We start from the raw sequence: 12,840 nt of genomic DNA on the forward strand, positions 1-12,840 counted from the left end.
TTGCGCCCTTCGAAGGTCAATCTGGCATTCTTATGGCTGTTCACTCGGAAGGTCCCTCTGGTGACTGAAGCGTGGTAACTCCAGTCTCCCAGACCCTTCCGGGTGAACAACCTATTGAGACATGACAACTAGGCGCCTGCGCTGTCCGTATAGGGATCGCGATGCGCATCGTGGTGCTCTCGCGGGGCCAGATCGGACGTAAGCGTCCCCTCACGCTACCCTGCAGTGCAGGTTGCAATACAGCAGCATGCCTGCACTTGCGAGACAGAGCACCCATCCCGATGTGGCGCGATGAGCGCATCGAGCGCACCAACGCAGGCGGCCGTCATCGTTGTCCGTTCCGATCAATGGAGAGTGGCCCCTCATGGGCCCGGCGGGAAAGTGCAAAGGTCTTGTATTGGGGCGACGCCAACACCCAAGGTTCGCCACCCCCGACGGTGCGCGTCGGGACGCGTCTCAACTCAGTCCGTGCTTATGGACGAGGCGCCACCGCTTTCGCGCCGGCTGCGTTGGGGCAGTAGCCCACGCAGTGCCCGAGCGCTTCCGGGAACGCCTGACTGAGGAGGAGCGTCCTGTCCAGAACGACCTGCAGGCGAATACGGGGAGCAGCGTGTACGGCCGCAGGAGGCGCTCGGCTGGGCCGAGGCCGTCGAAGTGTTAGCCCGAGCTATGGACGGTGCGCTCCTGATGAGAGCGTTCCGGCGTTGCCCCTCACTCCACCGTCACGCTCTTCGCCAGGTTCCGCGGCTTGTCCACATCCGTCCCCCTTGCGCAGGCCGTGTGATACGCCAGCAGCTGCAGCGGCACCACATGCAGCAGCGGTGACAGGCGACCGTAGTGCTCGGGCATGCGGATCACGTGCAGGCCTTCGCTGTTCTCGATGTGCGTGTCACCGTCGGCCAGCACGTAGAGCACGCCGCCGCGGGCGCGCACTTCCTGCAGGTTGCTCTTGAGCTTGTCCAGCAGCGCGTCGTTGGGCGCCACGGCCACCACGGGCATCTCGCTGGTGACCAGCGCCAGGGGCCCGTGCTTGAGCTCGCCGGCGGCATAGGCCTCGGCGTGGATGTAGGTCACTTCCTTGAGCTTGAGCGCGCCTTCCAGGGCAATGGGGTAGTGCAGGCCGCGGCCGAGGAAGAGCGCGTTCTCCTTGCGCGCGAAGTCCTCGGCCCAGGCCACCACCTGCGGCTCCAGTGCCAACACCGACTGCAGCGCCACGGGCAGGTGGCGCATCTCCTTGAGGTAGCGGGCTTCGTCCTCTTCGCTCAACCGGCCCTTGGACTGGGCCAGCGCCAGCGTCAGCAGGAAGAGCCCGGCCAGCTGCGTGGTGAAGGCCTTGGTCGAGGCCACCCCGATCTCCACCCCGGCGCGCGTGATGTAGGCCAGCTTGCATTCGCGCACCATGGCGCTGGTGGCCACGTTGCAGATGGTCAGGGTCTGTTCCATGCCCAGGCTGCGCGCATGGCGCAGGGCGGCCAGCGTGTCGGCCGTCTCGCCCGACTGGCTGATCGTGACCACCAGCGTGCGCGGGTTGGGCACCGAATCGCGGTAGCGGTATTCGCTGGCGATCTCCACCTGTGTCGGCACGCCGGCGATGCCCTCCAGCCAGTACTTGGCGGTGCAGCCGCTGTAGTAGCTGGTGCCGCAGGCCAGGATCAGCACCTGGTCGATCTCCTGGAACACGCGGTAGGCGCTGGCGCCGGGCTGGCCGTCCACCTCGGCGCCGTCGAAGAGCTCGGGCACGATGCCTTCGACGCCTTCCAGCGTGTCGGCGATGGCACGGGGCTGCTCGAAGATCTCCTTCTGCATGTAGTGGCGGTAGGGGCCCAGCTCGGCCGCGCCACTGTGGGCATGCACGGTGCGCACGCGGCGCTCGACGCGCTTGTGGTGGCGGTCGGCGATCCAGTACTTGCCGGGCTGAAGGTCGACCAGATCACCCTCTTCCAGGTAGACGATCTGGTCGGTCACGCCGGCCAGGGCCATGGCGTCGCTGGCCAGGAAGTTCTCGCCCTGGCCCACGCCCAGCACCAGCGGCGAGCCGGCGCGCGCGCCGACCACGCGGTGCGGCTCGTCGCGGCAGATGACGGCGATCGCATAGGCGCCATGCAGTTGGGCCACCGCGGTCTTGACGGCCTCGAACAGGTCGCCGTCGTAGGCGCTGTCGATCAGGTGGGCGATGACCTCGGTGTCGGTCTGGCTGGCGAAGACGTAGCCGCGCGTCTGCAGTTGGGTGCGCAGGCTCTCGTGGTTCTCGATGATGCCGTTGTGCACCAGCGCGATCCGCGGCGGCCGCTGGCTGTTGGGCAGCTCGCCCACGCCATGGCTGAAGTGCGGATGGGCGTTGTGCACGGCCGGCGCGCCGTGCGTGGCCCAGCGCGTGTGGGCGATGCCGGTCTGGCCCTCGATGTGCTCGGTGCTCACCTGCGTGAGCAGGTCGGCCACGCGCGAGGTGGTGCGCGCCCGCCCCAGGCCGCCGCCCGCATGCACGGCCACGCCGCAGGAGTCATAGCCGCGGTATTCCAGCCGCTGCAGGCCCTGCACCAGCAGGGGAACGATGTCGCGATGGGAGGCTGCGCCGACGATGCCGCACATGGGGAGGTCTCCAGAAAGGTGGGAGCAGCAGGCGTGCTGCCGAGGTGGGCGATGCTAGGCGAGGCAGAATGAACGTTGCTTTCGTTTTTCTTTCCTAATTGACTATTTATTCCGTTGCCTCCGATGAATGGAATAAACCCTCATTCAAGCATCAATTCATGGAATTTTCTAACCTCGATGCCATTGACCGGCGTCTGCTGGAAGCCCTCCAGCGCGATGCCTCGCGCACCAACCAGCAGCTGGCGGCCGACCTGCACCTGTCGCCTCCTACCTGTCTGCGGCGCGTGCAGCGCCTGCGCCAGTCGGGCCTGATCGCGCGCGAGGTGGCGTTACTGGACGTGGACCGCCTGGGCGCCACGCTCACGGCCATCGTGGAGATCTCGCTGGACCGGCAGGACGAGCAATCCCTGACCGCCTTCGAGGCGCGCGTTGCCCCGGACGAGGCGGTGCAGCAGTGCTACCGCGTCTCGCCCGGGCCGGACTTCGTGCTCATCGTCACCGTGCGCGACATGCCCGCCTACCAGGCGCTGGCGCAGCGACTGTTCACCAGCGATGCGAACGTGCGCAACGTGAAGGCCTTCTTCAGCGTGCGCCGGGCCAAGTTCGAGCCGCGGGTGCCGTTGGAATAGGGCACCTGCCCATTGCACCTGGACGGCGAACCCTTCTCCCCGTGCGGCAGTGGGATTGGGGGAAAGGGGATGCTTCACCCCAGCCGGGCCGCGCGCCCGCACTGCGGCCCCTCGTCCCCACCCTCTCCGGCGACGGAGAGGGAGCCGGTCATGCTGTCAGGGCTTCTTCGCGCCCTTCACGGGCCGCTTCCAGTTCGCGAAGCTCACCTGCCGCGCCCGGGCCACCGTCAACGCACCGGGCTCGGTGCTCTTGCCGATGGTCGAGCCGCCGCCGATGGTGCCGCCGGCACCGATCGTCACCGGCGCGATCAGCACGCAGTTGCTGCCCACATGCACGTCGTCGCCGATCACCGTGCGGTGCTTGTTGGCGCCGTCGTAGTTGGCCGTGATGCTGCCGGCGCCGTAGTTGACGCGCTCGCCCACCGTGGCGTCGCCCAGGTAGGCCAGGTGATTGGCCTTGGCGCCGTCGGCCAGGATCGAGTTCTTCACCTCGACGAAGTTGCCGATGTGCACCTCGCGGCCCAGTTGCGCGCCGGGGCGCAGGCGGGCATAGGGGCCGATGAGCGCGCCCGCGCCCACGACCACGCCGGCCGCTTCGCCGGCGATGTGGGTGTAGGGATGGATCACCGCACCGGCCTCGATGCGCGCATCCGAGATGACGCAGTGCGCGCCGATGCGCACGCCCTCGCCCAGGTTCACGCGGCCTTCGAAGATGCAGTTGATGTCGATCTCGACATCGGCGGCGCATTCCAGCTCGCCGCGCAGGTCGAAGCGCGCCGGGTCGGCCAGGCGCACGCCGGCACCCATCAGGCGCTCGGCCTGGCGGCGCTGCCAGTCGCGCTCCAGGGCAGCCAGTTGCGCGGGGCTGTTGATGCCGGCCACCTGCAGCGCGTCGGTGGTCTTCTGCGCCACCACGGGCAGGCCCTCGGCCACGGCCATGCCGACCACGTCGGTCAGGTAGTACTCGCCCTGGGCGTTGTCGTTGGACAGCCGCGCCAGCCAGCCGGCCAGCGCGCGGGCGGGCGCCGCCATCACGCCCGAATAGATCTCGCGCACCTGGCGCTGGGCCTCGGTCGCGTCCTTGTGCTCGACGATGGCCTGGACGCCGCCGGCCGCATCGCGCAGCACCCGGCCGTAGCCGGTGGGGTCGGGCAGGTCGATGGTGAGCAGCGCCAGACGCTCGCCGCCGCTGGCCTCGACCAGGGCGCGCAGCGTGTCCTCGGCGATCAGCGGCACGTCGCCCGACAGCACCAGCACCACGCCATCGCCGGCCAACGCGGGCACGGCCTGCTGCACGGCGTGGCCCGTGCCCAGTTGCGGCGACTGGCGCACGCAGCGCACGTCGGCACCCAGCTGCCAGGCGGGGATGGCGGCCTCGACCTCCTCCGCGCCGTGGCCGGTGACCACCACCACGCGCCGCGCGCCCAGGCCGGCGGCCGTACGCAGCACATGGGCAAGCAGCGGGCGGCCAGCCAATCGATGCAACACTTTGGGCAGGCGACTCTTCATGCGCGTGCCCTTGCCGGCCGCCATGACGACGACATCGACGGCGATCGAGGAAAGGCTGGACGTGGTGGGTGCAATGGTCATGGTCGGTGCTGCGTCGGCAGCGTGCGATGAGGCGGAAAGCGGTCCGCGCGAGGGGCCGCGAGGCGGCGGCAGCGGGCTGCGAAAAGTGGCGCGGATTATCGGCGCGCTGCTCCTGGCGGTCGTGCTCGGCGGCTGCAGCGCGGTGCGTCTGGCCTACAACAACCTGCCCGAGATCAGCTACTGGTGGCTGGACGGCTACCTGGACTTCGATGGCGCCCAGAGCCTGCAGGTGAAGGCGGCCCTGGCCGGGCTGCAGGAGTGGCACCGCCGCGAGGAGCTGCCCCGCTTCGTCGCCCTCGCCGGCCAGGCTCGCGACCTGGCGCGGGGCGACATCACGGCCGCGCAGGTCTGCGCCATGTCGGAGGCCGTACAGGCGCGCCTGCTGGCGCTGGCCGTGCGCGCCGAGCCCGAGGCCACCACGCTGGCCCAGAGCCTGTCGCCCGCCCAGCTGCAGGTGCTGGAGCGCAAGTTCACCCGCATCAATGGCGAGTTCCGCCGCGAGTGGCTGCGCCTGCTGCCGGCCGAGGTGCAGGACAAGCGCTACGACACCTTCCTGGACCGCTACGAGGACTTCTACGGCCCCTTGGACTTGCGCCAGCGTGAGCTGCTGCGGCAGGCGGTGCGCCAATCGGCCTTCAGTCCGCAGAAGCTGGACAACGTGCGACGGGCGCGACAGGCCGAAGTGATGGCGTTGCTGCGGGGACTGCAGCAGCAGCCCGGCCTGCCGGCGGCGGAGGCGCAGCAACGTGTGCATGCGCTGGTGATGCGCGTCTTCGAGCCGCCGCCGGGCGAATGGCGCACACAGCAGGACGCGCTGACGCAGGAGGGTTGCCGCAACACGGCCCAGCTGCATGCCGCGATGAGCCCCGCGCAACGCGAACGGGCGGCTCAGCGCATCGAGGGCTATCGGCAGGACCTGATCGCGCTCACCGCGCCTTGAGGCGCCGGCGAATCAGAGGAGGGGGACCGGCCGCATTGGGCGCTCGAAGTAGTCGCCCAGCGCCTCCAGCGCATGGGGCTCCAGGATCTCCAGCCAGCCGCCTTCCAGCCGGTGCAGGCCCAGGCGCTGCAGCTTGCGCAGCGTCTTGTTGGTGTGCACCAGCGACAGGCCCAGCGCATCGGCGATGTGCTGCTGCTGGAAGGGAAACTCCACCTTGTCGCCTTCCGTCATGCCCAGGTGCTGGGCACGGCGGTACAGGTGCATCAGCAGCATCGCGACCCGTTCGGCCGCCGTGCGGCGTCCGGTGGTGACGAGGTTGTCGTCCACCATCTTCTCCTCGCGCGCGGCCAGCCAGGTGATGTCGTAGCCCAGCTTGGGATGCTGCAGAAAGAAGTCCCACAGCCGGTCACGGGGAAAGGTGCAGAGCACCACGTCCGAGGCGGCCTCCACGCCGTGGGTACGGCCATCGGCGAACTCGTCCTGCAGGCCGAGCAGGTCACCCGGCAAGAGGAAGTTCAGGATCTGCCGCCGCCCATCGCCGAGCGTCTTGTAGCGGAAGGCCCAGCCCGAATAGAGCGTGTAGAGCTGGTCGCTGCGCACATGCTCGCCGATGATGCGTTCTCCCGCGGCCACACGCCGGCTGCCGGTGCGCCATTCGGCGACGGCCCGGCGCTCGGGTTCGGAGAGGGCAAGAAAGGCGGGAAGGCTGCGCAGGCGGCATTCGCTGCACGGATGGCCACAGGCCGAATGGGACACCGACATCGGGCAGATGCAAGGGTTAGGGGTGCGCCAATATAGACATTCGGCCTGTGTCTTTTGACATTCCTCCAACGCCGCCCAGCGTCGGCCGGCGCCCTAAAGTGGATGGCGATGCCTGCTGACGCCCACAGCCTCTACGAGTTCTTCTACACCAGCCAACTCGATCCCCAGACCTCCCCCACGGTGGTGGGACAGATCCTGTCGAGGGCCAGGCCCCACAACGCGCAGGCGGGCGTGAGCGGACTGCTGGTGTTCGACGGCCTGCGCTTCTTCCAGCACCTGGAAGGCCCACGCGCGATGCTCGAACCGTTGATGGGCCGCATCGTCGGCGACGCCCGGCACGAGGACGTGCGCATCCTGTATGAAGGCGTGCTCGACCAGCGGCGCTACCACCGCTTCGACATGGGCTACGCCCAGACCGACGACCTCGATGCGCTTGCCGCATTGATCAGCCTCTCCGGCCTGCCCGCCGTCGAGCGCTTTTTGCATATGCGATCAGGCTTCGACATCCAGGCCTGACGGCGCGCCGACGCGCTGCATTCAAGCCGCGCGCGCCACGTCCATCCGATCTCGGGCGGCCGCGGAGCAGACCAAGCGGGACCATCCGCGGAACCGGCTGCGCCGGGCCGCAGGATGTGCCCCCTGAAAGGGGGTGGGCGGCGCGCAAAGCGCAGAGCCTGGGGGTTAGTCTTGATCCCAGGTGTAGGTCGCGCCGAAGCCGTCCCACGGCTCCATCACGATGCGCTGGCCGGCCTCGACCACCAGCGACTCGCCGGGGCCGACGACCAGGTCTTCGCTGCCCCATTGGGCCGTGGCGTCGCGGGTGACCCACACGCGGCCCTGCCGCAGCCGCAGCACGCTGCGGCTCTGTGCCCGCAGGCTGATGGCCTGCCCCGCCTTGAGCTGCCAGGCGCCACGGCGCACGGCCGGCGGAATCGCAGCGGCGGGCGCGGCGATCAGGGCTTCGCGGGTCGTGGTGCTCAGGGTGGCGGCGGTCATGGCGGTTCTCCTCGTCGGGCAGCGTGTCGCCCATTGCGCCACGTCTGCTTCGGGAACCGATCATCTGCAGCACGGCGCGGCCGGTCCAATGAAAACGCGCTAGGCTACTGATGCCGGCGACGCATCAATCGCCGCCCGCCCCTCCTGTCCGTCCCGCCCATGCAGCACTCCCAGACCCACCTGCGCACCCGGCCCATCGGCGCCGGCTACCTGCGCGCCTTCGAGGCCGTGGCCCGACATCTGAACTTCCGCGCCGCGGCGGAGGAGATGGCGCTGACGCAGTCCGCGGTCAGCCGCCAGATCCAGTCGCTCGAAGAAGAGGTGGGCGTGCCGCTCTTCCTGCGCCACACCCGGGCGGTGGAGCTGACCAGCGCCGGCGCACAGTTGCTGCTGGCCACGCAGCAGGCGCTGCCGCGCATCGACGGCGCCGTGCGGCTCATCCGCCAGAGCGCCGGCCGCAAGAGCGTGGCGCTGACCACTTTTGCCTCTTTCGCATCGATGTGGCTGATCCCGCGGCTGGAGGCCTTCCAGCAGGAGCATCCGGACATCGACATCCGCATCGATGCCAGCGACGTGGCGGTGGACCTGGAACTGGTCGACATCGACATGGCGCTGCGCTACGGCCCCGCCGAAGCCATGCCCGCGGGCGCGGTGCGCCTCTTCGGCGAGACGCTGATGCCGGTGGCCAGCCCCTGGCTCATCAAGAGCAGCCCGGCCATCCGTGAGCCGGCGGACATCACCCGCTTCACGTTGATCGAGGCCGGTGACGCGCACCGCACACACCTCGAATGGCTGACCTGGCGCCGCTGGTTCGAGACCAATGGCCTGGCCCGCTCGCAGCCGCGGCGCTGGTTGTATTTCAACTATGCCTACCAGATGGTGCAGGCCGCGCTGTCGGGCCAGGGGGTGGTGCTGGCGCGCAGCCCCCTCATCGCCGAAAGCCTGGCCAGCGGCGACCTCGTGGAGGTGCTGCCGCGCCAGCGCATGGATTCGCCGATGGCCTACTGGCTGCTGGTGGCGCCGCGCAGCACCGCACGGCCGGAGATCCGCGCCTTCTGCGACTGGCTGCGCCAACAGGCCGCGGTCACGCGCAAGACCATCGGCGACGGGCCGGACCCGGACACGCTCACGGAGTTGGACTGAACACCGGCCGCGCAGGGTGTCTGCGCGGTCGGCGCAATCGCCCATCCAGCGAGATCGGTACCCATAAGGCACCCAGAGGCGCAGGTCAGCCGACGGGCCAGACCACGCCGTTGTCGTTGAGGATCGCGTCCAGCGGCACGTCGTGCGCCTCGGGCTCGAAGTCGTCGACGAAGCCGTTGGCAAAGCCCAGGCCCACGGTGAAGGGCCGGGGCTCCAGCGCCGCCAGCGTGCGGTCGTAGAAGCCGCCGCCGTAGCCCAGCCGGTAGCCGCCGGCGCTGTAGCCCAGGCAGGGCACGAACAGCAGCGTGGGCACGATCAGCTCGGTGTCCTTGGGCTTGGGGATGTCGTAGGCATCGTTCTCCATCGGGCAGCCGGGGTACCAGACGTGGAAAGTGAGCGTCTTGGTCTCGCGGTCCACCACCGGCAGGCCGATGCGGCGGCGCTGGGGCTCTTCCATCAGCTCGCCGTCCTCCTTCCAGCGATGCAGCGCCGGCAGGGGGTCGAACTCGCCCTTGATGGGCCAGTAGGCGCCGATCACCGTGTCGGGCCGGCCCACCAGCCAGAAGCGCATCACGCGCTGCAGCAGGTCGGCGCGCTGTAGGCGGTCGGGCATCGCCAGGCGTTGCTCGATGAGCGCCGCGCGGACCTGGGACTTGAGAAAGGCCGCCGTGCCCGCGCGTTCTTCACCGTGTGCTTTGTCCATAATCCTTCGATGCAGTTTCAAGGCATTTTGTCACCCCGCCGCGGCTGGCTCGCCGCCCTGGCCCTGGTGGCCGCCACCCTCGCACCGCCAGCCTGCGCCCAGGCCAACCGCAACGACGATGTGCTGCTGCAGATGAAGCAGGCCTTCCAGCGCGGCGACAAGGCCCGCCTCACGGCCCTGCTGCCGCAGGCCCGCGGCCATGTGCTCGAACCCTGGGCCGCGTACTGGGAGCTCAAGGCGCGCCTGGGCGACGCGAGCAGCGACGAGGTCAACGCCTTCTTTGCGCGCTACCCCGGCACCTACCAGGAAGACCGCCTGCGCAACGACTGGCTGCTGCTGATGGGCCAGCGCCGCGCCTGGGACGAGTTCGCCGCCGCGCATGCGGCCTTCCGCATGAACGACGACCGCGAGGTGCAGTGCTATGCCGTGCTGGTCGATGCGCTGCGCAGCGGTCGCGCCACCACGGCGCAGGTCGAGCAGGTGCGCCGCAACTGGCTGGCGCAGCGCGACCTGGACGACGGTTGCCTCACCGCCGCCGATCGGCTGATCGCCGCCGGCGCCATGCCGAAGTCCGACGCCTGGAAGAAGGCGCGCATCGCCATGGAGGCCAATCGCCCCAGCGCCGCCCGCGCGGCCATCAACCTCGTCGCGCCCGAGGCGCTGCCCACCTTCGACCAGGTCAACGCCAGCGCCGTCAAGTTCCTGCTCGGCGCGGCCTCGGCCGCCTCCCGTGGCCGCAAGGAGATGGTCGTGCTGGCGCTGCTGCGCATGGCCGTGGCCGATCCCGACACCGCCGCCGCGCAGCTCGACAGCAAGTGGGGCCCGATGCTCAGCCCCGAAGAGCGCAACTGGGTCTGGGGCAGCATCGGCCGCCAGGCCGCGCAGAAGCTCTCGCCGCAGGCCTTCGGCTACTTCGCCAACGTCAGCAAGAACGGCGACCTCACCGACGACATGCTCGGCTGGAAGGTGCGCGCATCGCTGCGCATGGGCCAGTGGAAGGAGGTCGACGCCGCCGTCCGCGCCATGAGCGAAGAGGCGCAGCAGGACCCGACCTGGGTCTACTGGCGCGCCCGCGCCCTCCTGGCCCAGGGTGGCGAACGCCGCCAGCAGGAGGCCCGCACGCTGCTGGAGACCATCGCCGGCACGCGCGGCTTCTACGAACTGCTGGCGCTCGAAGAACTGGGCCAGCGCGCCCAGGTGCCCACGCCGCCCGCGCCCCTCACGCCCGAGGAGCGCGCCGCCGCGCAGAACAACCCCTCGCTGCAGCGCGGCCTCTACGCCATCGCCATGGGCCTGCGCCCCGAGGGCGTGCGCGAGTGGAACTACGCCACCAACCTGCACGACCGCGGCGGCATGGACGACCGCGCGCTGCTGGCCGCCGCCGACCTGGCGTGCCAGCGCGAGGTGTGGGACCGCTGCATCAACACCAGCGAACGCACCAAGGGCACCATCGACGCGGTGCAGCGCTTTCCCATGCCCTTCCACGACACGGTTCTGCGCAAGAGCCAGGACATCGGCCTGGACCCGGCCTACGTCTACGGCCTGATCCGCCAGGAAAGCCGCTTCATCATGGATGCGCGCTCGGGCGTCGGCGCCTCGGGCCTGATGCAGGTGATGCCCGCCACCGCACGCTGGACGGCGCGCAAGATCGGCCTGCCCTATTCGCCGGACATGATCACCGACCGCGAGACCAACATCACCATCGGCACCAACTACCTCAAGCTGGCGCTGGACGACTTCGACGGCTCCATGCCGCTGGCCGCCGCCGCCTACAACGCCGGCCCGGGCCGGCCGCGCAACTGGCGCAACGGGCCGGTGCTCGACGCCGCCATCTGGGCCGAGAACATTCCCTTTGCCGAGACGCGCGACTACGTGAAGAAGGTGATCGCCAACACCACCAACTATGCGGCGCTGATCTACGGCCGGCCGCAGTCCATCAAGGAACGCCTGGGCAGCGTGGGCCCGCGCAACCCGACAGAGCCCGAACCCAACAAGGACCTGCCCTGAACCGCTGAACCACCCGAAGCGCCATGGACTGGATGGACATCGTCGCCGACACGCTGGCCACCGAGTTCTCGGACGTGCCCGATCTCGCCCAGCTGGTGCGCATCGTGGTGCGCCTGCTTCTGGCGGCGCTGCTGGGCCTGCTGCTGGGCTTCGAGCGCGAGTACGAGGGCAAGGCCGCCGGGGTGCGCACGCACATGCTGGTGGCCATCGGCTCGGCGCTGTTCGTGCTGGTGCCGCAGCAGGCCGGCATCGAGCCGGCCGACATGAGCCGCGTGATCCAGGGCCTGGTGGCTGGGGTCGGCTTCCTGTGCGCCGGCACCATCCTCAAGCGTGGCCGCAATGAGGAGCAGGTGGAAGGCCTGACCACCGCCGCCGGCCTGTGGATGACGGCCGCCATCGGCATGGCCTGCGGGCTGGGTCGCGAGGTGACGGCCATCCTGAGCGCGCTGCTCGGCTTGGCGGTGCTGCAGGCCATGCCGCGGCTGGTGATCTGGGTGAGCCGCAGGGCCGGGCCGCCGCGCGGCGCCGACCGCATGGACGAGACGCGGATGACCGCCAGCCGGGGCGTCGACACCAAGCAGGGCCGCAGCACGAGGGACTGAGCGATGCGCTGGCGCCGGATGCCGCCACGCGGCGGCAGCGAAGCCGCTGGCACGGCACGGCACGGCACGGCACGGCACGGCACGCATCAATCTCCGCCATTTTTTGCATCGATGGGCCGGGGAATCGCCCCTAGCATGCCTCTCGCCCGCTCTTTCACTCAGCCCCGGAGATCTCCATGTCCACCCTCCAGCTCTACATCGGCAACAAGAACTACTCGTCCTGGTCCATGCGCCCCTGGGTGCTGATGAAGCAGGCGGGCATCCCCTTCGAGGAGGTGATGGTGCGCTTCGACAGTTTCGAGGCCGACTCGCGCTTCAAGGCCGTGGTGGGTGCCGTCAACCCGACGGGCAAGGTGCCGGTGCTGGTGGATGGTCCGGTGGTGGTGTGGGACACGCTGGCCATCGCCGAATACCTGGCCGAGCGCTTCCCCGACAAGCAGTTGTGGCCTGCCGACGTCGCGGCCCGCGCACATGCCCGCAGCATCTGCGCCGAGATGCATGCCGGCTTCGGCGCCCTGCGCAACCACTGCGGCATGAACATCGAGGCCTCGCTGCCCGAGGTGGGCGCCCGCCTGATGCGCGAAGAGCCGGCCGTGGTCGCCGACCTGGCGCGCATCTGCCAGATGTGGGAAGGCCTGCTGCAGCGGCACGGCGGCCCCATGCTCTTCGGCGAATTCGGCATTGCCGACGCGTACTACGCGCCGGTGGCCACGCGCATCCGCACCTATGCGCTGCCCGTGCCCGCCGCCATCGATGCCTACATCGACCGCCTCTACGCGCTGCCCGGCGTGAAGGCCTGGATCGACGAGGCGCTGGCCGAACACGACTTCGTCCCGATGGACGAGCCCTACCGTACCTCGCGCGACTGAGCCACTCAGC

At 69.5% G+C, this 12,840-nt stretch carries 12 protein-coding genes; 7 read left to right on the plus strand and 5 right to left on the minus strand.

Going from position 1 to position 12,840, the window contains the following annotated elements:
* Nucleotides 1–711: 711 nt before the first annotated feature.
* Nucleotides 712–2,589: a glutamine--fructose-6-phosphate transaminase (isomerizing) gene (gene glmS / locus KBC94_RS18490; protein ID WP_294373283.1), complete on the minus strand. Its 1,878-nt coding sequence runs from the start codon at nucleotides 2,587–2,589 to the stop codon at nucleotides 712–714.
* 158 nt (nucleotides 2,590–2,747) lie between these two features.
* On the opposite strand from glmS, the gene KBC94_RS18495 reads away from it, so the two are divergent.
* Entirely contained in the window at nucleotides 2,748–3,218 is a 471-nt protein-coding gene (locus tag KBC94_RS18495; protein ID WP_294373285.1) for an Lrp/AsnC family transcriptional regulator, read from the plus strand.
* Between the two features lie 156 nt (nucleotides 3,219–3,374).
* Here the strand turns inward: KBC94_RS18495 and glmU are convergent, their stop codons facing one another.
* Nucleotides 3,375–4,808, minus strand: coding sequence for a bifunctional UDP-N-acetylglucosamine diphosphorylase/glucosamine-1-phosphate N-acetyltransferase GlmU (gene glmU, locus KBC94_RS18500; protein ID WP_294373287.1), 1,434 nt, complete (start codon nucleotides 4,806–4,808; stop codon nucleotides 3,375–3,377).
* A gap of 85 nt (nucleotides 4,809–4,893) precedes the next feature.
* On the opposite strand from glmU, the gene KBC94_RS18505 reads away from it, so the two are divergent.
* The gene (locus KBC94_RS18505; RefSeq protein WP_294373291.1) at nucleotides 4,894–5,748 is read left to right on the plus strand and encodes a DUF6279 family lipoprotein; all 855 of its coding nucleotides are present in this window, start codon (nucleotides 4,894–4,896) and stop codon (nucleotides 5,746–5,748) included.
* 12 nt (nucleotides 5,749–5,760) lie between these two features.
* On the opposite strand, the gene KBC94_RS18510 is transcribed toward KBC94_RS18505, so the two are convergent.
* The gene (locus tag KBC94_RS18510; protein ID WP_294373293.1) at nucleotides 5,761–6,510 is read right to left on the minus strand and encodes a Crp/Fnr family transcriptional regulator; all 750 of its coding nucleotides are present in this window, start codon (nucleotides 6,508–6,510) and stop codon (nucleotides 5,761–5,763) included.
* A 108-nt stretch (nucleotides 6,511–6,618) separates the two neighbouring features.
* On the opposite strand from KBC94_RS18510, the gene KBC94_RS18515 reads away from it, so the two are divergent.
* Nucleotides 6,619–7,026: a BLUF domain-containing protein gene (locus tag KBC94_RS18515; protein ID WP_294373295.1), complete on the plus strand. Its 408-nt coding sequence runs from the start codon at nucleotides 6,619–6,621 to the stop codon at nucleotides 7,024–7,026.
* Between the two features lie 165 nt (nucleotides 7,027–7,191).
* Here the strand turns inward: KBC94_RS18515 and KBC94_RS18520 are convergent, their stop codons facing one another.
* A complete protein-coding gene (locus tag KBC94_RS18520) occupies nucleotides 7,192–7,506 on the minus strand; it encodes a DUF2917 domain-containing protein (protein ID WP_294373297.1) in 315 nt (104 codons plus the stop codon).
* 159 nt (nucleotides 7,507–7,665) lie between these two features.
* On the opposite strand from KBC94_RS18520, the gene KBC94_RS18525 reads away from it, so the two are divergent.
* Nucleotides 7,666–8,649, plus strand: coding sequence for a LysR substrate-binding domain-containing protein (locus tag KBC94_RS18525; RefSeq protein ID WP_294373299.1), 984 nt, complete (start codon nucleotides 7,666–7,668; stop codon nucleotides 8,647–8,649).
* An 85-nt stretch (nucleotides 8,650–8,734) separates the two neighbouring features.
* Here KBC94_RS18525 and KBC94_RS18530 read toward each other — a convergent pair whose 3' ends face one another.
* The gene (locus KBC94_RS18530; protein WP_114801292.1) at nucleotides 8,735–9,352 is read right to left on the minus strand and encodes a 5-formyltetrahydrofolate cyclo-ligase; all 618 of its coding nucleotides are present in this window, start codon (nucleotides 9,350–9,352) and stop codon (nucleotides 8,735–8,737) included.
* A gap of 9 nt (nucleotides 9,353–9,361) precedes the next feature.
* Between KBC94_RS18530 and KBC94_RS18535 the strand changes: the two genes are divergently transcribed.
* From KBC94_RS18535 to KBC94_RS18545, 3 genes are all read left to right on the plus strand, one after another.
* A complete protein-coding gene (locus KBC94_RS18535; protein ID WP_294373303.1) occupies nucleotides 9,362–11,359 on the plus strand; it encodes a lytic transglycosylase domain-containing protein in 1,998 nt (665 codons plus the stop codon).
* Between the two features lie 23 nt (nucleotides 11,360–11,382).
* Entirely contained in the window at nucleotides 11,383–11,961 is a 579-nt protein-coding gene (locus KBC94_RS18540) for an MgtC/SapB family protein (protein ID WP_294373305.1), read from the plus strand.
* 176 nt (nucleotides 11,962–12,137) lie between these two features.
* A complete protein-coding gene (locus KBC94_RS18545; protein WP_294373307.1) occupies nucleotides 12,138–12,830 on the plus strand; it encodes a glutathione S-transferase family protein in 693 nt (230 codons plus the stop codon).
* Nucleotides 12,831–12,840: the final 10 nt, after the last annotated feature.

It is taken from the genome of Pseudacidovorax sp., assembly GCF_017991995.1.
Taxonomy (GTDB): Bacteria; Pseudomonadota; Gammaproteobacteria; order Burkholderiales; family Burkholderiaceae_C; genus Xenophilus.